Consider the following 20,035-nt stretch of genomic DNA (forward strand, 5'->3'; position numbering starts at 1 on the left):
GGCGGTTCTTGGGGAATCGTCTAACGGCAGGACAGCAGACTCTGACTCTGCTTATCTAGGTTCGAATCCTAGTTCCCCAGCTTGAAATCTTCGGTTGACGTGAGCACACCGAAGAGATACTTGAAGTCGCAGTCGCAACGGCCCTGTCGTCTAGTGGTTAGGACGGTGCCCTCTCACGGCACAAACTCGGGTTCGAATCCCGGCAGGGTCACTGAGACGCCCGCTCTCCTCACGGAGGGCGGGCGTTTCGCTTTTGCGTGCTCGAGCGCCCCGAACAGGCGGCGCCCCGGCTCGGCGACTCCCCCACTCAGCGGCGGGTGATGCTCCGGTGGAAGAGCAGCAGCGCGTTGGCCAGCCGCGTCTGCGCCCGCTGGATCGTCCGGCGCACCAGCAGCATCCGCACGCGCTCCGGCAGGCTCTGCGTCCCCGAGGAGGAGCCGAAGCCCACCAGGTCCAGCCTCAGGCCGATGGCCTCCAGCAGGTCCGCGAGATCCGCCTGCGGGTTGGCCAGCAGCAGCACGTCCGGCGCCCGGGACTGGAGGATCTCCGCCAGCATCCGCCAGCGCGGCTCGCCCGTCTCCAGGATGACGACGTCGCAGTGCTCCAGCTCCGGAGAGGTGGCCGGCAGCTCCACCACCTGGAAGCCCTCGGAGTTGAGCACCTGCACGGCCTCGGGGCTGCCGACCACGGCCACGCGGCCCGTCATCGCCCCGCTCTTCACCGCCTGCTCGTAGTTGCGCAGCTCGTCCTCGAGCGCCTGGTGCGCCGGCTCGGGCGCGTCCTGTCCGCTCTCCAGCAGCGCGGCGGCCTGCCGGGCCACATCCCGGGCCTGCTCTCGGCCCTTGATGCGCTCGGAGCGCCGCTCGAGCGCGGCCCTCACCTTGGCCCGCAGCACGCGCAGATCATCGAAGGGCTTGAGGATGTAGTCGCTCGCCCCCGCCGCGAAGGCGGCGATCACCGACTCCGAGCTGGCATAGCCGGTGATCATCATCGCCTCGAGCGCGGGTTGCAGGCGCCGCGCCTCGGCGATGAGCTCGATGCCGCTCATCTGCGGCAGGTTCTTGTCGGTGATGAGCACGTCGATGCGCTGGTTCTGCAGCAACGGCAGGGCCTCCTCGGCGCTGGTGGCCTGGATGACGACCAGGTCCGCCTCACGCGCCAGGAGCCGACCGCATACGTCCAGCACGACGGGCTCGTCGTCCACTACCAGCAGGGTCGAGGCGAGCGTTCCCCCCGTTCCTCCCTCGCTCTCCTCGGTCTCGAACGGCAGATCCATTGGACGGGAGGATCTCACAGCTCGAAGGTAACTTCGAGCGAAGCGAAGAGCCGACCTATGCTGTAGGCTGTGAGCTTCGCCGACGCCTTGGTGGAGAACCGTATCCCCCCCCCGGGTTGGAGACGTGCGCCTGAGGTATGACGAGGGGCGCATGGTCGGGGAGTCCCTCCCCCCCACCTTCGGGCAGCGCCTGGTCCCGGAGCTGTGCCTGCTCCTGGCCGCCGCCTGCGGTCTGGGTAGCCTGTCACTCCTGGTGCTCACCCCCAGCCACTATGGCACCCCCGCCGCCCTGGCCCTGGCGGCGGCGGCCTTCATCGGGTACGCCCTGCGGACGGAGGCCCGGCTGGGGCGCCGGCGCTTCGTCCTCCACTTCTCCACCGAGACGTTCCGGCTGGAGCGCCTGAGCTGGGCGCCCTCGGCCACCCGCACCGAGACGGTCCCCTTCGACGACGTGACGGCCGTCGAGGTGGTCCAGCGCCCCTCGGGGCACTACGCCATCGTCGTCGTCTGGAAGGCCGGCCCCCCGGACAAGCGCCAGGAGCGACGCGCGGCGGTGGTGGAGCACGTCCGCCCCAGCGAGGCGGAGACGCTCCACCGCGTCTGGCGCATGCTCCACAACGCCTTCGGACTCAAGGCATCGGCGCCCGAAGCAGGGTGATCTCGATGTCCGTGCCCTCGCCCGGCACGGAGGACAGCTTGAGCTTGCCTCCGTACTGCGTGACGAGATCCTTGCAGATGGACAGCCCCAGCCCCGTGCCGATGCCCACCGGCTTGGTGGTGAAGAGCGGCTGGAAGACCTTCTCCTGCAGCTCGACGGGGATGCCGCAGCCGTTGTCCGAGACGGTGAGGATCACGTTGTGGTCCTGCATCGTCCAGCGCACGTCGATCTTCCCCTGGCGGCCGATGCCCTCCATGGCCTGCGCGGCGTTGACGATGAGGTTGAGCACCACCTGGCAGAGCTTCACCGGCCCGAACAGCACCCGCGCCGCCTCGCCGCTGCTCGTCAGGCGCGCCCTGTCCCGCACCTCGGCGCGCGCGAGCTTCACCGCGAAGGAGACCACTTCGGAGATCTCCGCCGCCTGCTCCGTCTCGTCGCCGCGCGCCTGCGCCTTCAGGCCGTGCGCCACCTGCCGCAGGTGCTCGGTGCCCGTGGACAGATCGCCGATCAGCGAGGGCAGATCCTTCACCGTCTCGGCCACCGCACGGTCCGGATCACTCGCCAGGTGCTTGTTCACGTACTCGATGACCTGATCGATGTCCCGGCGCAGCGCGGACACGTTCTGCGAGAGGTAGCCCACCGGCCCCATCAGCTCGTGGGCGATGCCGGCCGTCACCTGTCCCAGGGTGGCCAGACGCTCGGCCTTCATCATCCGGCTCTCGACTTCGCGGATCTTCAGCTCCAGGCGCGCGATCTTCAGCGCGTCCTCGAGCGCGGCCAGCATCTCCGCGCGATCCCACGGCTTGACGAAGTAGCGCGTCACCTGGCCGCGGTTGACGGCGTCCACCACCGCCTGCAGGTCCGCGTAGGCGGTGACGAGCATGCGCTTGGCGTCGGGCGCCAGCGTGCGGGCGCGCTCCAGCAGCTCCACGCCGCTCATGCCCGGCATGCGCTGATCGGAGATGACGACGCCGATCTCTCCGCGCCGCTGCTCCAGCAGGGCCAGCGCCTCGTTGGGCGAGGAGCAGCGGAAGATGCGGAAGCGCTGGCCGAAGTTGGCGTCGAACACCCGGAGGTTCAGGGCGTCGTCGTCACAGTAGAGGACTGCGGGAAGATCGTACGGGCTCATGAAGGGGATCCAGGCCGAGGAGGGAGGCGTCCTGGAATGACCCCAGGATAACGCCACCCGCCGCCACCGCATCTTCATCCCGAGCAAAGCCGCTCAGAGAGCGAGCGCACTCGTGACGCACCGCGTCTCAAGACCTGCATACCCTGTCGGGTTCGCGCGGAGTTCCTATCTCGCGCGAGCCCTGTCCTGCGCTTCTCCCTCGAGGGCGAACTCCACCGCGTCGAGCGAGCGGAACTCTCCGCGAGGCAGGCCGCTCAACAAGGTGAGGACCTCCGCCGGAGCGGCGTTTTCCCGAGCCACACGGCTCAGCTGCTCCATGGAGAGCGGGTAGACCGCGCCCTGGAGCGCCTGCCGCAGCAGGGATGCGAGCGAGAGAGGCGGCTTCGCACGTGCCTCCGGCCCACCATCGCCGAGGGTGGACCGGGCTCGTGTCATGTCGTCGTTCATTTGAGGAGAAGTTAAGCAGGCGACGGGGACATTGCGGGCTTTTTTCATCGTCCGCTGAGCGAGCAAGAAGCCAGGCGCCCTCCTGCTCAGCCTATGGCTACCTCCACCTCCACACCTCACCGTATCTCCACGGACACGAAGAGGAGGCAGAGGATGGAGAAGAAGGACAAGGGCTACGTGGAGCACATCGAGCACGCGCAGGACACCCGGCCGGAGCCGTGGCCCGGCATCCAGGGCCGCTCGAAGGAGCACGAGGAGGAGCTGCCCACCGGCACCCCGCGCGAGGCGCAGGCCGAAGTCACCGAGGCCCAGCGCCGGCTCGAGCAGGACATGGACGAGGAGAAGGAGTGAGTCTCCCGGCCTCGCCCTCGTTCATCGGGGGCGAGGCCTGGGGCTCGCGAGGCGACTAGAACAGCAGCCGCATCGGGTGCTCGAGCAGCGTCTTGAACTCGCGCAGGTACTCCGCGCCGATGGCACCGTCGATCACCCGGTGATCGCACGAGAGCGTCACCGTGAGGATCTTCCGCGCGACGATCTGTCCGTCGCGCACCACCGCCTTGTCCGCCACCGAGCCCACCGCGAGGATGGACGCCTGCGGCGGGTTGATGACGGCGACGAACTGGTCGATGCCGTACATGCCCAGGTTGGACACCGTGAGCGAGCCGCCCGTGTACTCGTCCGGCTTGAGGGCCCGCTTGCGCGCGCGCTCGGCCAGCTCGCGGGACTCGGCGGAGATGGCCGCCAGCCCCTTCTGATCCGCGTCCCGGATGATGGGCGTGATGAGCCCCTCCTCCAGCGCCACGGCGATGCCCACGTCCGCCGTCGCGTACTGCAGGATGTGATCGCCCTGCAGCGACACGTTGATCTTCGGGTAGCGCCGCAGCGCGATGGCCGCCGCCTTCACGATGATGTCGTTGACGGAGACCTTGGACTCCAGCGCCTTGGCCTCCTCGCGGATCTTCATCGCCGCGTCCATCTCCACGTCCACCGTCAGGTAGAAGTGGGGCACGCCCGGCTTCACCTCCGTCATGCGCTGGGCGATCACCCGGCGCATCGACGAGATGGGCACCGACTGGGGCTCGGGCCTGACACCCGCCCGGGCCGCCGCCGCAGGAGCCTTCGCGGGCTTCTGGGCCGCGGGCGGCCCCTTGGCCAGCGCCGCCTCGATGTCGCGCTTCACCACGCGGCCGAGCGGACCGGAGCCCTGCAGCGCCGAGAGATCCAGGCCTCGGTCCCGCGCCATCCGCTTCGCCAGCGGGCTGGCACGGACACGGCCTCCAGCGGGCGCGGCGGCCTTGGGAGCCTCCGCCTTCGGAGCGGAAGGAGCCGGCGCCGGAGCAGCGGCCTTGGGAGCCTCCGCCTTCGGAGCGGAAGGAGCCGGCGCGGGAGCCGCCTTGCCTGCCTTGCCGGCGATGTACGCGATGGGAGCCCCCACCGTCGCCACCTGGCCCTCGCCCACGACGATCTTCGACAGCGTGCCGTCGTCGTAGGCCTCGATCTCGAGGTTGGACTTGTCCGTCTCCACCTCGGCGATGGGCTCACCGGAGGAGACCTTGTCCCCCTCCTTCTTGAGCCACTTGACGATCTTCCCCTCCTTCATGGTCGGGGAGAGCGAGGGCATGGGGATGGCGATCCCCTCCCCTCCTCCCGCGGCCGGAGCGGCGGCGGGAGCCGGAGCGGGCGCGGCGGCCTTCGGAGCCTCGGCCTTCGGAGCCTCGGCCTTCGGAGCCTCGGCCTTCGGAGCGGAGGGAGCCGGCGCGGCGGCCTTGCCGGCCTGGACCTTCTCCCCCTTGGCGCCGATATGGGCGATGGGAGCGCCCACCTGGGCCATCTCTCCCTCGCCGACGACGATCTCCAGCAGGACGCCGTCGTCGTAGGCCTCGATCTCGAGGTTGGACTTGTCGGTCTCGACCTCGGCGATCGCTTCACCGGACGAGACCTTGTCCCCTACCTTCTTCAGCCACTTGATGATCTTGCCCTCCTTCATGGTCGGGGAGAGCGAAGGCATCGGGATGGGCGTGGACATACGGCTCAGGCTCCCTCGCGGTAGAGGACCTTCTTCACGGCGTCGATGATCTTGGGCGCGTCCGGCTGGGTCGCGTTCTCCAGGTTGGCCGCGTAGGACATGTTCACGTCGAGCCCCGTCACGCGCACCACCGGCGCGTCCAGGTCGTCGAACGCCTTGGACTGGATGATGTCCACCACCGAGGCGCCCACACCCGCCAGCGCCCAGCCCTCCTCCACGATGACGACGCGGTTCGTCTTGCGCACCGTGGCCAGGATGGCCTCCTCGTCGAGCGGCCGCAGCGTGCGCAGGTCCAGGATCTCCACCGAGATGCCCTCCTGCTCCAGCTGCTTCGCGGCCTCCTCGCAGAAGTAGTACATGCGGCTCCACGTGATGATGGAGACGTCCTTGCCCTCGCGCTTCACGTCCGCCTTGCCGATGGGGACGACGTGCTCACCCTCGGGCACCTCGCCCTTGATGGCATAGAGCCGCTCGCCCTCGAACATGATGACGGGGTTCTCGTCGCGGATGGCCGACTTGAGCATGCCCTTGGCGTCCGCGGGCGTGGCCGGCGCGATCACCTTCAGGCCCGGGAAGTGGGCGTAGTTGGCCTCGAGCGCCTGGCTGTGCTGGCTGGAGAGCCGGCCGCCCGCGCCACCCGGGCCGCGAAACACGATGGGGCAGCGCAGCTGGCCGCCGGACATGTGCCGCAGCTTGGCCGCGTTGTTGACGATCTGGTCCATCGCCAGGATGGCGAAGTTCCACGTCATCATCTCCACCACCGGACGCAGGCCCACCATCGCCGCGCCCACGCCCAGGCCCGCGAAGCCCAGCTCGGAGATGGGCGCGTCGATGATGCGCGCGCTCCCGAACCTGTCCAGCAGCCCCAGCGACACCTTGAACGCGCCGTTGTAGCGGCCCACTTCCTCACCAATCAGGAAGACGTTGGCGTCGCGCTCCATCTCCTCGGCGAGCGCCTGGTTCAGCGCCTCGCGGTACATCAACTCGGCCATGATTTTGGCTCCGACTCTCTCAGTAAAGGGTTGCGAGGCGGCTCGCTAGCGAGCCAGACCGGCCTTCTTGTCCTCTCGCTCGGCGTGCTCGCGAGGCTCCAGATCCCACGTCACCTTCAGCTCCTGGCCGGAGGGGTACGAGGGCCACTTCACCTTCATGCCCAGCACGCGCTCGCGCGGGCGCACGTCCTCCTCGCCCGGCTCCACGATGGTGTCGCGCCACAGCTCGTCCAGGCTGGGCTCGGGCGACTCGTCGGCGAACTTCACCGCCGCGTCCACCTGCGCCTTCACCTCCTCGTCGATGGCCTCGAACTCCGCCTCCGTGGCCAGCTTCTTCTTGAGCGTGTACTCGCGCAGCTTCGGGATGGGGTCGTTCTTGCGCTCCTCCTCGACCTCCTCCTTCTTGCGGTAGCTGGCCGGGTCCACCACCGAGTGGCCGCGGAAGCGGTAGGTGTTGGCCTCCAGCAGCACCGGGCCCTTGCCCGCGCGGCAGTACTCGGCCGCGTCCTTCACCGCCTCGTACATCTTCAGGCAGTCCATGCCGTCCACGGCCTCGCCGCGCATGTTGTAGGCCGCCGCGCGCTTGTGGATCTCCGGCACCGCCGCCACGCGGCCGATGGCCGTGCCCATGCCGTAGCGGTTGTTCTCGCAGATGTAGATGACCGGCAGCTTCCACTTGGCCGCCATGTTGAACGTCTCGTGGAAGGAGCCCTGGTTGGCCGCCGCGTCGCCGAAGTAGCAGACGGTGACGCGATCCTCGTTGCGGTAGCGGCTGGCGAACGCCATGCCGGCCGCCAGCGGGATCTGCGCGCCGACGATGCCGTAGCCTCCGTAGAAGTGGTGCTCGATGTCGAAGATGTGCATCGAGCCGCCCTTGCCCTTGCTGTAGCCGGTGCTGCGGCCGAACAGCTCCGCCATCACCATGCCCGGGTCCGAGCCACGCGCCAGCGGCTGACCGTGATCGCGGTACGCCGAGAGCATGTAGTCATCCGGCCGGATGGCCTCGTTGGGGCCCACCGCCACGGCCTCCTGGCCGATGTAGAGGTGGCAGAAGCCGGCGATCTTCCCCTGCTTGTACTGCTGGTCCGTGCGCTCCTCGAAACGGCGGATGAGGTACATCTTCCGGTACATCGTCAACAGCAGTTCCTTCGAGTACTGGCTGGCCACCGCGAGCTGCCTCCTGAAGAGGTCGCCCCGCCCTGTGCCGGCGAGGCGTCAAACGCCGTGCGCCTCATAGCGCGCGGCTGGGGGACTTCAAAGCCAAACTGTTGCCTGGCCGCACTGCGTCAAGACACGCCCGTGAAGTGAGGAATGGAGATCACGGCCTCCAACAGTTCCACCGGCCGGCCCGAGTGATCGGTGGCCAGGTGGATGACTGTCGCCTGGGGGAAATTTCGCTGATAGTCATTGACGTGGGTGGGCTCGTTGTCGAACGCGGCGATCACCTGCCCCAGCATCCCCAGCCGCGCGTGGGCCTCGCGCTTGAAAGCGTCATCGCTCTCGCGCGGCGTGGGCTTCATGAGGAGCTGGGTGGAGCGCTCGCCCGGGAGCGCCAGGCCGCAGCGCTGCATGGCCTCCACCGTGCCGGCCCGCATGCCCTCGTGGCGGCCCGTCACGTAGACGAGCTGGGCGCCGGTGCCCACCACGGCGTGCGTGAAGGCGGCCGCCCCCTCGATGGCAATGTCTTCCACGCAGTACTCGCTGGTGAAGAAGCGCTCCAGCCAGAACGCGCGGGCCTCCGGGTAGTGGGCCTCCACCTGCTCGGGGTCCAGGCCGCAGTTGCGCATGGCCGTCTTCATGTCCCACCCGCTGCTCCAGTGGGCCACCACGCACTGTCCGAGCGGCGTCAACCCACGCGCCGCTCCGAACTCCCGGAGGATGCGCACCTGGCGCGGGCGGTTGTCGAAGAGCGTGGAGTCCAGGTCGAACGCCAGCACGGCCTCCGTCCCGAGCGAGCGGGCTCGCTCCAGGATGTCACGCAGGGTGTCCTGCCAGCCTTCCCGGATGCGGCTCTTGAGGTCGTCGTAGGCCATGGGGGACGCGAGGATATACGCGGCCCTCGCATACCAGGACAGGGGATGACATGGATGTGGCACCACCGCCTACATCCACAACGAAATTTTGACGTCCGGTTGACGCAACTCCGCGAGTGAAACCCCGAAAATCCAGACGTCAATTCCCTTTCTGGAAAATCACACCATGGCCAAGATCACCTCTTCCGTCGCGAGCCCCCCCCCTGCCCGCCACGACTGCGACCCCGGCGCAGCCGAAGCCCGCCCTGACCCTGCCCAAGCCGCAGGTGCCGGTGAAGCCGGGCGCCCTGGACAAGTTCCTCACCCCGGTGCGCTCCGAGAAGATCGCCAGCACCCAGGCCCGGCAGCTCGACACCATCCAGAAGGGCATCAAGAGCGGCGCCGTCACCGAGACGGAGGCCGCCAAGCTCCTGGCCCAGCAGGCGAAGATCGCCGAGGCCACCAGCAAGGCGTCCGCGGACGGCGTGATCTCCGCCCGCGAGGCCCTCAGCATCCAGCTCCAGCAGGCCAAGGCCGGCCTCGACGTGTTCCTGGCCAGCCACAACCGCACGCAGGCCTCCCCCCGCGATCCGGCCGTCGCCAAGGCGCAGGCCTCGCAGATCGGCAGCATCGCCCAGGGCATCCGCAACGGCTCGCTCACCGGCGCCGAGGCGAACACGGTGCTCGCCGATCAGGCCGACATCGCCCAGACCGTGGCTGACGCCCAGGCCGATGGCGAGGTGGACTTCATCGAGCAGCAGATGGTGAACATCCGCCAGGACGCGGCCTCCTTCGAGATCGGCCTGGAGAAGGGCGACGCCGAGAAGGCCCCGCACGCCAGGCGCTCCAGCTTCCCGGTCGTCTACTGACGCGTCCGGCGGTCCCCGCGCACCACGAGGCCATCCTCGCTCCGAGCGGGGGTGGCCTTCGTCGCTTCAGGGCTTGATGCGTGAGCGCCAGCCGGAGTCGATCTCCCGCTCGACCCACAGGATGCTCTTCACGTCCTCACGGGCGGCCAGCTCGGCCTCCGCGCGCGGCAGCCCGCCCAGGAACTCGCGGATGGCCGCGCGCTCCTCGAAGAGCGCCTGCTCGACCTCGGACGAGGGCAGGTCCATCGCGGGACGTGGCTTCTTGTGGCCCATGCAGCCCCTGGTCTAGCCCGAGGGTCTGACAGCCGGGAAGCCACGCGGGGAGCGCATCCACCCTCGCGGCGGCCATGCTCCGGGTCCGTGGACCTGACGCGTCCTCCCGCGGATTCCCATCTCGCGGGTAGTCCCGCCACGCTCAGCGCCGGAAGCGAGCGCTGGCCTCCGCCTCGAAGGCCGCGACATCGCGGTAGTAGCGCTCCACCTCGGCCTGGGTGATCGGGTTGGTGTAGGCCTCGGGCCGAGGCTGCTCGATGACGTCGACGATGGCCTTCGTGGCGTCCTCGACGCCCTGCGCCCCGGGCAGCACCCGCGAGTCGGGGCCCCCGCCCAGCGCGTTGCTGCCGAACTCGGTGGCCACCACGCCCGGCATCACCACCGTCACCATGATGCCCGGATGCGTCTGCCGCAGCTCCATGCGCAGACACGCACTGAGCGCGTTGAGCGCGTGCTTGGCCGCGCTGTACGCCGAGCGGAAGGCCACCAGGGGCACCCGCCCCAGCCCGCTGGAGATGTTGACGAGCTGCCCGGCGTTGCGCGACTTGAAGTGCGGCAGCACGGCCTGCATGCCGTAGAGCGCGCTCTTCACGTTGTCCCGCATCATCACGTCGAGCTCCTCGTCCGTGAGCTCCGACACCGAGCGGGTGATGCCTCGCCCGGCGTTGTTCACCCAGACGTCGATGCGGCCGAAGCGCTGGAGCGCGGCGTCCCGCAGCTTCTCCATGTCACCGCGCACCGTGGCATCCGCGACGACCGCGATCGCCTCCGTCCCCGAGCGGGCCGCCACGGCCTCCAGCTCCGGCTTCCGGCGCGCCGACAGCACCAGCTTCGCGCCCTTGCCTCCCAGCTGGCGCGCCAGCTCCGCCCCGATGCCCGCGCTCGCTCCCGTAATCACGATGACCTTGTCCATGCACGCTCCCCGTCAGGCCCGTCGCGCGCTGCGCGAGGGCTCGGTCCTCTTCCTCCAACGCCTGCCGCCGCACGCCCAGTCCCCGCCGACGAATGTGTCTCCGAGGGGACACGGCGTCACAGGGGCTCGAGCGTGAAGCGCTGCACCACCTCGGGCGGGATGCGGAGGGGCCGCCCGGTGGTCGTGGAGACATACGCCCACTGCGTCTGCGCCTGCACCAGCACCTGCCGGTCCGACGCCCGCCGGATGAAGTTCTGCCGCGTCGCCGTCACCGCGCTCAGCCCCACCACCCGCGTCTCCACCTCGATGTCCTCGCCGAGGAGCGCCGGCCGCAGGTAGTCCACCTCGTGGCGGCGCACCATGAAGACGCCGCCCAGCTGCCGATAGGCCTCCAGCGTCAACCCCACCGAGATGGAGTGCGCCACGGCCACATCCTGGATCCACCGGATGTAGACGATGTTGCTCACGTGGTGGAGCTCATCGAGCTCCTGCGCGGTGACCTGCACTCGGATGGTGAATGGCACGGCGGCACCTCCCCACCGGGAGCATAGGAAATCCCATGCCCCCGAAGGGAGAGGTCTGTCAGTCACCCCGCTCGGCGACTCAGGGCTTGAAGCGACCGGTCACCGCCATCGCGGTGTGGTGCACCGGCCCGCTCATGTACGGCTTGTTCGGATCCGACACGGGATCGAAGATCGCCGTCACCTGGAGGTAGTAGCTCTTGCCCTGCACCACCAGCCCGGGCGGCAGCCGGAGCTGCGTCTGGGTCGTCGTGAGGTTCGTCAGCTGGAGCCGGTTGGTGCCGCCGCTGCTCGTGATGACCAGCTCGTACAGGCGCAGCGAGTAGGAGGTCGGCACGCCCAGGCTCGGCGGCGTCCAGCTCACCAGCGGCGCCAGCCCCACGTTCGCCAGGTTCCCCGTGGCCACCACCCCGTTGATCCGCAGCTCCCTCGGCGGTCCCACCCGAGGAATGACCGGCTGGCTCGACAGCGGCTCCTGGGCGAACGTGAAGACCGAGAACGCGCGAGGCGTGGTCGTGCTGCCATCCTCGCGCTCCACCGAGTAGCTGACCCGGGAGGACGTCTGGGCGGTGACGAACCGCGGCCACGTCGCCGGGTAGGGGTTGCCGTACGTGAACATGGGAACCAGGTCCCCCTGCCCCGCCACGCTGCGCGCGCCGGCGAGATCCGGCCAGCCCGCGTACTCACCGTACTGCCCGTGGCCCGGCAGGGTGCCGATGTACAGCAGGGTGTCGTACGCCGTCGCGGTGGGGTGCGCGGCCATCGACAGGGCCTCGAACGAGGAGGCGCGGTAGTCCACCGGCTGGGTTGTGGTGGGCAGCGGCTCCAGCGTTCCGCTCAGCAGCAGCGAGCCGTCCTCCGACGTCGCGCCGTTCAGGGTGTTGGTCTGGAAGCTCCGGCGCAGTTCCCGGATCTGCATCCCCACCGGGTCGGTCCGGGACACCATCTGGGAGGCGTAGAACACGTCTCCCCGGTTCGGGTCGATCCGGGCCGGTGGGGACCCGCAGTTCCGCATGGAGGTCACGTAGTCCATGGAGCCCACGAAGCTCGTGTCGCCCATCTGCGGCGCCTCGAAGACGGGCGCAGCGCAGTCCCAGGCGGAGAAGTAGCCGATGCCCGTGCTCGGCGAGTGGAACTCGAGGTCATCGGTGTCCTGCCAGGGAGCCAGGCCGCTGATCTGCACGGCGAGCTGGGTGCCCGTCGGCTCGCTCTCCACATCCGGACGGCCTAGCTCGGCGCGGCTCAGATCGAGCGACCGGCTGGTGGCCCACAGGTACGCGTTGCCGAACTTGAGCAGGTACGGAGTGCTCTCCACGTTGGGAATCGTGAACGAGCCGTTGCTCTGGCCGCTCCCCGGACGCCAGCTGTAGCTCAGGCCATCCGCGGTGGGCACCCAGGCGCCGATCGACACCGCGCTCAGATCGGCCGGAACCATGAAGACGGACCCGTCCGCCTGGACGCGGTGGGAGAGGCGCGTGCCGGTCACCGCCAGCCCGCCGCACGCGGCGCCCCCGCGTGGAGCGATGGAGAACTGCTGGCGCGTGGTGGCCCCGCCCCCGTCGGTGATGACCGCCGTGAGGACGACCGTGCCGTCGATGCAGGCCGGCGCCCGCCAGTCGATCTCGCTCGAGGTGCTCGTGCTCCGCGTGGTGAGGATGACGCCCTGGTTCGCGCTCCAGGTGAAGGTCAGCGGCGTCGACTCCGGATCATGCGCCGTGAGGCCCACCGTGGCGACCTCGCTGCCGCCCACCTGCTCGGAGCTCTTGAAGGTGCTGTCGACCTGGGGCGCCACATTGGCGCTCGGGTCGGACCCCACCAGGAGCGAGAGCGTGCCCGTGGTCTGCCCCCCGCGCCCATCCGTGACGGTGACGGTGAGGTTGCAGCGGTTGCCAGAGGCCGGCTGCGCCAGCACGGCGAACGAGGGCGTGGCCGTGTTGCTCCGGCCGAACACGCCCTGGCAGTTGGAGGTCCAGGAGAAGCTCAGCGTGTCCGCGTCCGGATCGAAGACCACCGCGGCGATCTGGGAGTCCCGGTTGGGGACGAGGACGGACGGCGCCGCCATCATGGCGGTGATGCGGGGCCACGTGTTGAAGCCCACCGTCACCGTGGCATTGCCCGTCGAGCCGGAGCGCTGCACGCTGATGTCGACCGTCAGGGTGGCGCTCGTGCCCTTCGAGTCCGTCACCTCGAGCCGCAGCACCTGCACGCCCTCGGTGGTGGGAGCCACCCAGTTCGTCACCGCCGCGGTCGACGCGCTGAAGCTGCCCGCGGACGAGGTCCACGCGTAGGTGATCGTGTCCTCCGGGTTGTCGTCATGCGCGGTGGCCGTCAGCGTGATCGTGCCCCCGGGCGACACCTGGTTGGAGGACACCACGACCGAGTCGATCGTCGGCGCCACGTTGTTGTACTGCGGCGGAGGGTTCACCTGCTGCAGCAGGATGAGGATGTTGACCGTGCTGCCCGCCGCGACCGTCGTCGGCCCCGCCTGCCCCTGGTAGAGGAGCGTCGAGGCCGCGTCGAAGGCCTGGGCCTCGAAGACGCGATCCAGCCCCGCCGGAATGTCGGCCAGGGTGCCCTGCCAGGTGCCGCCCTGCAGCGTCAGCTCCGTGCCGATGGGCGTGGGGATGCCAGGCCCCCGCACCGCCACATGGACCCGAGCCACCCCCTCGGCCGCCAGCTCCCGCGGGAGCATGACCTTGATCTCCGCGCGACCTGGCTGCGGAGCGTTGTTCCCATTGCCGCCACAGCCGGCGAGCACCACCATGGCCAGCGCCGCGATGGCATGCGCCACCGCCCGCCGGCTCCCATTCAGAAATGACACGAAGCAACCTCCCCCACTGCGTGGAATCGATTTCGCCGAAGCGTAACGAGACGCCCGACACGCCCCGGGAGCACACGGCCCATCCCGGAGACAGAGGACTCTCCGGTGCGCTCACTGGGGACGCGGCGCGCACCCTACCATGCTCAGGGCCGGAGCGTCGCCACCAGCCGCGCCTCGTGCCGTCCTTCCTCGGTCCAGCCCTCGGTGTAGGAGACGACTTCCAGTCCTCGGAGCAGCCCGGGCAGCTCGCCGTCCTCGAGCAGGAACCGCGCGGACGGGTGCGGGTTGCGCTGGAGGTTGCTGCGCGTCGGCTGGGCGAACACGAGCAGCCCGCCCGGCGCGAGCACCCTCGGGAACGCCGCGAACAGCGGGCGCCAGAGGAAGTTCAGGCAGAGCACGAGCGCATGAGGCCCGCTCGGCAGCGGCTCCGTCTCCAGATCCACCCGCTCGCACCGCAGCGGGAGTCCTGCCTCTCGCGCGACGGCCGCGGCGCGCTCCAGCGCCACGTCCGAGACATCCACCAGCGTCACCTCCAGGCCGCGCCTCGCGAGCCACAGGGAGTCATGCCCCGGCCCTCCCGCCACGTCGAGCGCCCGGCCGCCACTCGGGAGCCGGTCCGCGAGCGACTGGAGGAAGCGCGAGGGCTCCGAGGCCCCCGCCTGCTCCCGGTAGCGGCCATTCCACCTCTCACGATCGGCTTGGGACATTCCGCCTGCTCTCCGCTCACGGGCGCCGGGTGGTGGCGCTGAACTGCTGGTCCAGCCAGCGGGAGACTTCCTGGCTCCGAGGCTTGTTGCCGATGGAGCGGTAGTGCTCCAACGCCTCCCGGGCCAGGCGCTGAGCCTGTTCCCCCGACTGGCCCGCGGCCACGAGCGCGCGCGCCAGGGTGAACTGGAGCTCCGCGGGCTCGGGGGGCCGCACCTCCTCCAGGGCTCGCCGCAGCGGGGCCAGGGCCTCCCCGGGCCGGCCTCGCGCCAGGGCCACCTCGGCCAGGCCCAGCAGCGACTCGGCGACCTGATGGTGTTTGTTGCCCAGCGCCTTCTCCGAGATGGTCAGCCCTCGGAGCAGGTGGCGCTCGGCATCATCCAGCGCCCCCACCCGCACCAGCGCGCGGCCCAGGCCGGTGAGCGTGTTGCCCATCTCCGGATGCTCGGGCCCCAGCGCCTTCTGCGTCATGAGCAGGGCGCGCTCGTAGCTGGTGCGCGCCTCCTCGAAGCGCCCGAGCTCCGTGAGCACCACCCCCATATTGTTGTGCATGGCAGCCACGAAGGGGTGCCCGGGCCCCAGCACCTTCTCCATGTGGACCGCGGCCTGCTGGAAGCGGCTGAGCGCATCCTCGAGCCGCCCCACCTTGTAGAACATGCCTCCCAGGATGTGGAGCGACTCGGCCCGCGCCAGCGCGTCCCCTGAGCGCTCGACGGCCGTCTCCAGGAGCACCGTCTCGGTGGACAGCGCGTCCGGAGGCCTCGACATGCGGACCTCCGCGTTCCAGATGAGCATGTTCCACAGCCGGGCCATCAGCACGTCATCCTTCGAGCGGGCGGCCTGCACCAGCGCCTGACGCAGCAGCGCGTCCGCCTGCTCGAAGTGGCCCATCGCCCCGTTCAGCCTTCCCAGGTGGTACAGCGCCTGGGCGCGCAGCGGCGCATGGTCCAGCGCCTCCACCTCCGGGAGCACCTCGCGGCCCAGCACCACGCCCTCCTGGTACTTGCCCGCCATCCACATGGACTCCAGGCGGTCCACCTTCGCCTGCAGCGCCTCGGCCCGGGCGCGCGCCGCGGGCTCCCGGGGCAGGGGCACCGCCGCGGTGAGCGCCTGCGTGTTCGCGCACTCCTCCAGCGGCGGCAGCAGGCCCACGGCCTGGAGGGACTGGGACACCATCTCCGGGTTGGAGTCCGCCGAGAGCAGCTTCACCACCGCGCCGAGCTGGGCGCGGCGGCGCTCCAGGCAGGACACCTGCAGCGTGATGAGCTCGAGCTGCCCCTCGTCGCTGCCCCGGCCAGCCTCGCACACCTCGGTGCGCAGCCGGCTCCACTCGCCGGCATAGCCGTCCAGCGCCGCCTGCACGCGCTCCGCGGTGCCCTCCGCGTACGAGAGGCCCGTGGCCAGCAGTGCCTTGCGCAGCTGCTGGCGCAGCGGCGCGTCCCACACCCCGGACAGCCGACGCTCCATCTGCTGGCAGTCCACCCGCTCCCGCGTCCCCCAGGTGAACGCCAGCGCCACCAGCGCGCCCGTGCCCACCACCAGCCCCGCCACGCGCAGCCGGGCCCGCCGCTTCTGCTCGGGGTCCGCCTCCAGCGCGGCGATGAGCTCCTGCATGGAGGCGGGCCGCTGCAGTGGATCCGCGCTCAGGCCCCGGCACACCACCGCCCTCACCCAGGCGGGCACCGGGGAGGACTCGGGCGGAGGGTTGATGCGGCCCTGGCGCTGCGCCTCCCAGCGCTCGGAGATGCCCTCGCCCGGGAAGGCGGGCTGCTGATAGAGGGCCTCGTAGAGCGCCACGCAGAAGGAGAACAGATCGCTGCGCGTGTCCACCGGCTGCCCCGACAGCACCTCCGGAGCCATGTAGAGCGGGGTGCCCACCAGCAGGCCGTGATCGGTGTCCGGGCCGTTGACCTGCTGCCCCACCGAGGCGGGATCCACGCCTCGAGGCGCGGCCGCCCGGGCCAGGCCGAAGTCCGTCACCCGCGGCCGGCCCTCCTTGCCCACCAGCACGTTCTCCGGCTTGAAGTCGCGGTGCACCAGCCCGGCCGCGTGGGCGGCCGACAGCCCGCGCGCCGCCGCCAGGAACATCCCCAGCACCTCACGCCACGGGCGCGAGCCATGGCACCACTGGCGCAGGGTCTGCCCCTCCACCAGCTCCATGGCGATGAAGACGGTGCCGTCATCCAGCGTGCCCGCGTCGTAGACGGCCACCACGTTGGGGTGGCTCAGGCGCGCCATGGACTGCGCCTCGCGCAGCATGCGCACGTGGAGCGAGGAGCCGCGCTCGTCCTGCTCCAGGCGCATCAGCTTGAGGGCCACCCGCCTGTCCAGCCGCGTGTCATAGGCGGCCCGCACCGTGCCCATACCGCCCCGGCCCAGCTCGTCCAGGACGATGTAGCGGCTGGCCAGCGAGCGCCACTCGGGCGTCGCGGCGATGGCGGGCACGCTCCCGGGGGTCTTCAGCTCCACGACAGGCAGCTGGCCATCAGGCCCCCGCCGGGCGACGAGCGTATCGTCGAGCGACTCGGGGACCTGCTCCGCGCTGGTGCCACTGCTGCTCTTCGGGTCGCCGCTCACGTCCGCTCATTCTAGGCGAATGAAGCGGCCTGTCCCCAGCGACACCACGGCAGGCGCGAGCGCCCGTCAGCGGCAGGGGCCGCAGTCGATGCCGCAGTTGTCGGGCCGGCGCGCCACGCCTGCCCCCTGGCCGCAGTGCTCGGTCGCCTGGCAGATGCCATCGCCACAGACATGCAGGGCCGCCGGCTGGATGCGTGTGGTCACCGGGCGGTACCGCACCCCATTGTAGGTACACTCGCTGTAGTAGAGGCCCGACGCATCCAACGTGCAGTGATGGTGCTCACACGCACCGACCCGGAGGATGGGCTCGCACTCGGGGTTCGTCCCGATCTGCGTCCTCGACAGCCCGCAGCCCCGCACGGAGCTCTCGTCACAGGCCAGCATGTTGCGATCGTTGCCGGCGTACAGCCCCTCGTTCCGGAAGAGGTTGCCGAAGAAGCACGCCTCCCTCACACCGTAGTCCGAGAGCTCCTGCGCCGTGTAGGGGATCTCCGCGCCCAGGGCGTCGCGCCCCAGCAGCGAGAAGTTCACGTGCAGTCCGTACGGGTTGGCGTGAGCGGCCAGGCACGCCGAGACGAGCTGCTCCTCCAGCTCGGTGGCGGCCTGCCCCGACGCCCAGCCGGGAGCCAGCCCCACCTGGCCGTACCACGTGTGCGTCACCCCCGTGCCGGGGATCGAAAAGGTGCGCGTCTCACCGGCCGGCACCGCGCAGGCGACGATGTACTTCATCAGCTCGGCGCGCACCTGGGGATCGGCGTTGAGCCAGGTGGCGAAGGCGCCATTGGTGGCCAGCCCGTTGGTGGCCAGCCCGTTGGTGGCCAGCCCGTTGGTGGCCAGCCCGTTGGTGGCCAGCCCGTTGGGATCCTCCAGCGCCTGGGTGTGCTGGCCCAGCGAGGACTCCTCAGGGAGCACAGCGTCACACATGCTCCCCAGCCCCTCAGCCTCATCCGAGAGCGAGGAGCCGCCGCACGCGCTCCCCAGCAAGGTGATTCCCAGCAGCCCTACCGCCCATGCCGCCCTCTTGCCTACGCAGTGCGTGCTTCCGCCCCAGGACAAGCTCATGGAATCACCCCCACCTCGGTTGTTTTTTTCCAGTGTACTCAAACTCACAAGGTATGACACTGGTTTTTTGTCGAAAGGGGGACATCCAGAGTTGCTTTGAGTCCCTCGCCTGGAGGGGAATTCCGGGCCTCAGGCGGCGGTGCGGTAGGGCTCGGGGCGCGGGGGCATCCCCGGCGCATCCGGCACTACCCGCAGCATCCGCTTGATGCCGTTGCGGTCCAGCACCAGCCGCACCATCTGCACGGAGACCTTCTCCTGGTCTGCCTCGTCGGTGGTGAAGCGGAAGGCCAGATCGATCTGGTAGCTCTTGGTGGCCTTCACCCGGCCCACGGTGAAGTCCTCCAGGTCCACGTACTCCAGCGCCAGCTCCGGGTCGTCCATGTCGCGCAGGAAGCGCTCCACGTTGAAGCGGATGATGTCCGTGACGCCCTCCAGCCCGCGCTGCGTCTGCGGCAGCAGCTCCGCGTCCAGGACGATCTCCTTCTGGTAGCGGATGACCGTCTCGGCCAGCTCGCCCTGGGACACGGTGATGAAGTCATCCAGCCGGCGCAGGGCGGCGATCTCGGGCGGCACCTTCACCGTGCGCCCGTAGTCCACGCGCTCCTCGAGCGTACCCAGGCACTTCTTCGTCACCGGATCGACGATCTCCGCCATGCGATCGAACAGGTGCATGGAGGCGAACTTGCTGAAGATGCGGCGCAGGCCCTCCTTGATGCGGTCCTTCACCATGTAGCCGACCACGGCGATGAGGAAGAAGTTGAGGCTCACCTGGGTGAAGCGCGCCTGCGCCCAGATGGCCACCGCGGTGGCGAACGCCATGGCCAGGCCCGCGGCGATGGCGAACAGCACCTCCTCCCAGCCCTGGCGCTTCTGCTTCCGGCGCGCCGAGAGGAAGAGGATGTTCATGCAGAACTTCTTCAGGAAGCCGATCCGGAAGATGTACTCCTCGTTGTCTCCGGTGGGGCTCAGCACGCTGCGCAGCTGGTTCTCCTTGCGGTAGGACTCCTCGCGGATGACGGTGCCCATCAGCGCCTTGCGCGGCTCGATGTAGACGCCCGAGCGCGGCAGCGAGTCCATGTCCGCCACGGCCTTGCGGAAGTACTGCTCCACCGTGAGGCTCATGTACTCGTCCACCAGGCGCAGCGAGGCGCGCGTCTTCTCCTGGAGCCGCTGCACGGCGTCGGCCTTGGCCCACGCGCGGAAGCGCCCCAGCACCTGGACCACCGCCTCCTGGGTGCCGAGCACCAGCCGCTGCAATTCGGCGCAGTCGGCCTCGCTGAGCGTGGAGGCGGCGGGCGGCTCGCACCGCCCATCCACCAGCTTGCCGAAGCGGCGCAGCGCCCCGCGGAAGATGCAGCACAGGAGCTTGGCCTGGTAGACGAGCTCCGCCTCCGTCCCCTCCCCCGTGCGCAGCCACGCCTCCAGCTTCGCCAGCGGAGAGGTGTCCGAGCTGAGCACCTCCTCCAGGCCCATCACCGGCGTGGTGAAGCGCACGTAGTTGTGGATGTCCGCGTAGAAGTCCGCCCGCGGGTACGTCTCCGCGTCGATGTTCAGGCTGTTGGGCAGGAACAGGAACATCTCCACGAGATAGCGCGTCTCGTCGTCGGCACCCGACGGCTGATACTCGAGCTTGATCTCGAACTGCTTCCGGTCGTGGACCTCCAACCGGTTCTGAAGCAGTGGAGCGGGTTCCTGACGCACACCCGCAGTCTACGTCACACGACTGTCACAAATGAAGCCAGGGGCCAGCCCCC

Annotated in this window: 18 protein-coding genes and 2 tRNA genes; 5 read left to right on the top strand and 15 right to left on the bottom strand. The window is 69.6% G+C overall.

All coding sequences use genetic code 11. The features are described 5' to 3' along the window. Window positions 1–9: 9 nt before the first annotated feature. Together KY572_RS26750 and KY572_RS26755 are read left to right on the top strand one after the other, a co-directional pair. Window positions 10–80: transfer RNA gene (locus tag KY572_RS26750), tRNA-Gln, on the top strand. Window positions 81–139: 59 nt separating this feature from the next. Further along, window positions 140–211, top strand: a tRNA-Glu gene (locus KY572_RS26755). A gap of 96 nt (window positions 212–307) precedes the next feature. On the opposite strand, the gene KY572_RS26760 is transcribed toward KY572_RS26755, so the two are convergent. Continuing rightward, window positions 308–1,276 (bottom strand): response regulator, encoded by a 969-nt coding sequence (locus KY572_RS26760; protein ID WP_224245809.1) that lies wholly within the window; start codon window positions 1,274–1,276, stop codon window positions 308–310. Window positions 1,277–1,427: 151 nt separating this feature from the next. Here KY572_RS26760 and KY572_RS26765 point away from each other — a divergent pair, with 151 nt between their 5' ends. Next, complete coding sequence (locus KY572_RS26765; RefSeq protein ID WP_224245810.1) at window positions 1,428–1,934, top strand: hypothetical protein; 507 nt, start codon at window positions 1,428–1,430, stop codon at window positions 1,932–1,934. Here KY572_RS26765 and KY572_RS26770 read toward each other — a convergent pair. After that, a complete protein-coding gene (locus KY572_RS26770; protein ID WP_224245811.1) occupies window positions 1,906–3,063 on the bottom strand; it encodes a sensor histidine kinase in 1,158 nt (385 codons plus the stop codon). The two genes, KY572_RS26765 and KY572_RS26770, sit on opposite strands and share 29 nt — an antisense overlap. A gap of 165 nt (window positions 3,064–3,228) precedes the next feature. Next, a complete protein-coding gene (locus KY572_RS26775; protein ID WP_224245812.1) occupies window positions 3,229–3,498 on the bottom strand; it encodes a DUF2795 domain-containing protein in 270 nt (89 codons plus the stop codon). 165 nt (window positions 3,499–3,663) lie between these two features. On the opposite strand from KY572_RS26775, the gene KY572_RS26780 reads away from it, so the two are divergent. After that, window positions 3,664–3,861 carry a hypothetical protein gene (locus KY572_RS26780; protein ID WP_224245813.1) on the top strand — a complete coding sequence of 66 codons (198 nt, stop codon included), beginning with the start codon at window positions 3,664–3,666 and terminating at the stop codon, window positions 3,859–3,861. A 55-nt stretch (window positions 3,862–3,916) separates the two neighbouring features. On the opposite strand, the gene KY572_RS26785 is transcribed toward KY572_RS26780, so the two are convergent. The 4 genes from KY572_RS26785 to KY572_RS26800 all read right to left on the bottom strand — a co-directional run bounded on the left by KY572_RS26785 (window position 3,917) and on the right by KY572_RS26800 (window position 8,561). Further along, window positions 3,917–5,536 (bottom strand): pyruvate dehydrogenase complex dihydrolipoamide acetyltransferase, encoded by a 1,620-nt coding sequence (locus KY572_RS26785; RefSeq protein WP_224245814.1) that lies wholly within the window; start codon window positions 5,534–5,536, stop codon window positions 3,917–3,919. Window positions 5,537–5,541: 5 nt separating this feature from the next. After that, the gene (locus KY572_RS26790; RefSeq protein ID WP_224245815.1) at window positions 5,542–6,528 is read right to left on the bottom strand and encodes a pyruvate dehydrogenase complex E1 component subunit beta; all 987 of its coding nucleotides are present in this window, start codon (window positions 6,526–6,528) and stop codon (window positions 5,542–5,544) included. A 45-nt stretch (window positions 6,529–6,573) separates the two neighbouring features. Further along, complete coding sequence (gene pdhA / locus KY572_RS26795; protein ID WP_224245816.1) at window positions 6,574–7,695, bottom strand: pyruvate dehydrogenase (acetyl-transferring) E1 component subunit alpha; 1,122 nt, start codon at window positions 7,693–7,695, stop codon at window positions 6,574–6,576. Window positions 7,696–7,814: 119 nt separating this feature from the next. Continuing rightward, window positions 7,815–8,561, bottom strand: coding sequence for an HAD family hydrolase (locus tag KY572_RS26800; protein WP_224245817.1), 747 nt, complete (start codon window positions 8,559–8,561; stop codon window positions 7,815–7,817). 272 nt (window positions 8,562–8,833) lie between these two features. On the opposite strand from KY572_RS26800, the gene KY572_RS26805 reads away from it, so the two are divergent. Beyond that, complete coding sequence (locus tag KY572_RS26805; RefSeq protein WP_224245818.1) at window positions 8,834–9,409, top strand: hypothetical protein; 576 nt, start codon at window positions 8,834–8,836, stop codon at window positions 9,407–9,409. A 66-nt stretch (window positions 9,410–9,475) separates the two neighbouring features. On the opposite strand, the gene KY572_RS26810 is transcribed toward KY572_RS26805, so the two are convergent. From KY572_RS26810 to KY572_RS26845, 8 genes are all read right to left on the bottom strand, one after another. Beyond that, window positions 9,476–9,682 (bottom strand): hypothetical protein, encoded by a 207-nt coding sequence (locus KY572_RS26810; RefSeq protein ID WP_224245819.1) that lies wholly within the window; start codon window positions 9,680–9,682, stop codon window positions 9,476–9,478. 142 nt (window positions 9,683–9,824) lie between these two features. Beyond that, a complete protein-coding gene (locus tag KY572_RS26815; RefSeq protein WP_224245820.1) occupies window positions 9,825–10,595 on the bottom strand; it encodes an SDR family oxidoreductase in 771 nt (256 codons plus the stop codon). Window positions 10,596–10,711: 116 nt separating this feature from the next. Next, a complete protein-coding gene (locus tag KY572_RS26820; RefSeq protein WP_224245821.1) occupies window positions 10,712–11,119 on the bottom strand; it encodes an acyl-CoA thioesterase in 408 nt (135 codons plus the stop codon). Between the two features lie 79 nt (window positions 11,120–11,198). Then, window positions 11,199–13,937 (bottom strand): PKD domain-containing protein, encoded by a 2,739-nt coding sequence (locus KY572_RS47395; RefSeq protein ID WP_263452039.1) that lies wholly within the window; start codon window positions 13,935–13,937, stop codon window positions 11,199–11,201. 143 nt (window positions 13,938–14,080) lie between these two features. Further along, entirely contained in the window at window positions 14,081–14,644 is a 564-nt protein-coding gene (locus tag KY572_RS26830) for a class I SAM-dependent methyltransferase (protein WP_224245822.1), read from the bottom strand. A gap of 16 nt (window positions 14,645–14,660) precedes the next feature. Continuing rightward, window positions 14,661–17,219 carry a serine/threonine-protein kinase gene (locus tag KY572_RS26835; RefSeq protein WP_224245823.1) on the bottom strand — a complete coding sequence of 853 codons (2,559 nt, stop codon included), beginning with the start codon at window positions 17,217–17,219 and terminating at the stop codon, window positions 14,661–14,663. A gap of 66 nt (window positions 17,220–17,285) precedes the next feature. After that, a complete protein-coding gene (locus tag KY572_RS26840; RefSeq protein ID WP_224245824.1) occupies window positions 17,286–18,281 on the bottom strand; it encodes a hypothetical protein in 996 nt (331 codons plus the stop codon). 129 nt (window positions 18,282–18,410) lie between these two features. Beyond that, window positions 18,411–19,982 carry a hypothetical protein gene (locus KY572_RS26845; RefSeq protein ID WP_224245825.1) on the bottom strand — a complete coding sequence of 524 codons (1,572 nt, stop codon included), beginning with the start codon at window positions 19,980–19,982 and terminating at the stop codon, window positions 18,411–18,413. Window positions 19,983–20,035: the final 53 nt, after the last annotated feature.

Source organism: Hyalangium gracile, from assembly GCF_020103725.1.
Classification (GTDB): Bacteria; Myxococcota; Myxococcia; order Myxococcales; family Myxococcaceae; genus Hyalangium; species Hyalangium gracile.

Coding starts and splice junctions, on each gene's coding strand:
- KY572_RS26810 (WP_224245819.1), bottom strand. CDS start 9,682: ATGGGCCACAAGAAGCCACGTCCCGCGATGGACCTGCCCTCGTCCGAG.
- KY572_RS26780 (WP_224245813.1), top strand. CDS start 3,664: ATGGAGAAGAAGGACAAGGGCTACGTGGAGCACATCGAGCACGCGCAG.
- KY572_RS26770 (WP_224245811.1), bottom strand. CDS start 3,063: ATGAGCCCGTACGATCTTCCCGCAGTCCTCTACTGTGACGACGACGCC.
- KY572_RS26815 (WP_224245820.1), bottom strand. CDS start 10,595: ATGGACAAGGTCATCGTGATTACGGGAGCGAGCGCGGGCATCGGGGCG.
- KY572_RS26785 (WP_224245814.1), bottom strand. CDS start 5,536: ATGTCCACGCCCATCCCGATGCCTTCGCTCTCCCCGACCATGAAGGAG.
- KY572_RS26840 (WP_224245824.1), bottom strand. CDS start 18,281: ATGAGCTTGTCCTGGGGCGGAAGCACGCACTGCGTAGGCAAGAGGGCG.
- KY572_RS26790 (WP_224245815.1), bottom strand. CDS start 6,528: ATGGCCGAGTTGATGTACCGCGAGGCGCTGAACCAGGCGCTCGCCGAG.
- KY572_RS26775 (WP_224245812.1), bottom strand. CDS start 3,498: ATGACACGAGCCCGGTCCACCCTCGGCGATGGTGGGCCGGAGGCACGT.
- KY572_RS26765 (WP_224245810.1), top strand. CDS start 1,428: ATGGTCGGGGAGTCCCTCCCCCCCACCTTCGGGCAGCGCCTGGTCCCG.
- KY572_RS26800 (WP_224245817.1), bottom strand. CDS start 8,561: ATGGCCTACGACGACCTCAAGAGCCGCATCCGGGAAGGCTGGCAGGAC.
- KY572_RS26830 (WP_224245822.1), bottom strand. CDS start 14,644: ATGTCCCAAGCCGATCGTGAGAGGTGGAATGGCCGCTACCGGGAGCAG.
- KY572_RS26760 (WP_224245809.1), bottom strand. CDS start 1,276: ATGGATCTGCCGTTCGAGACCGAGGAGAGCGAGGGAGGAACGGGGGGA.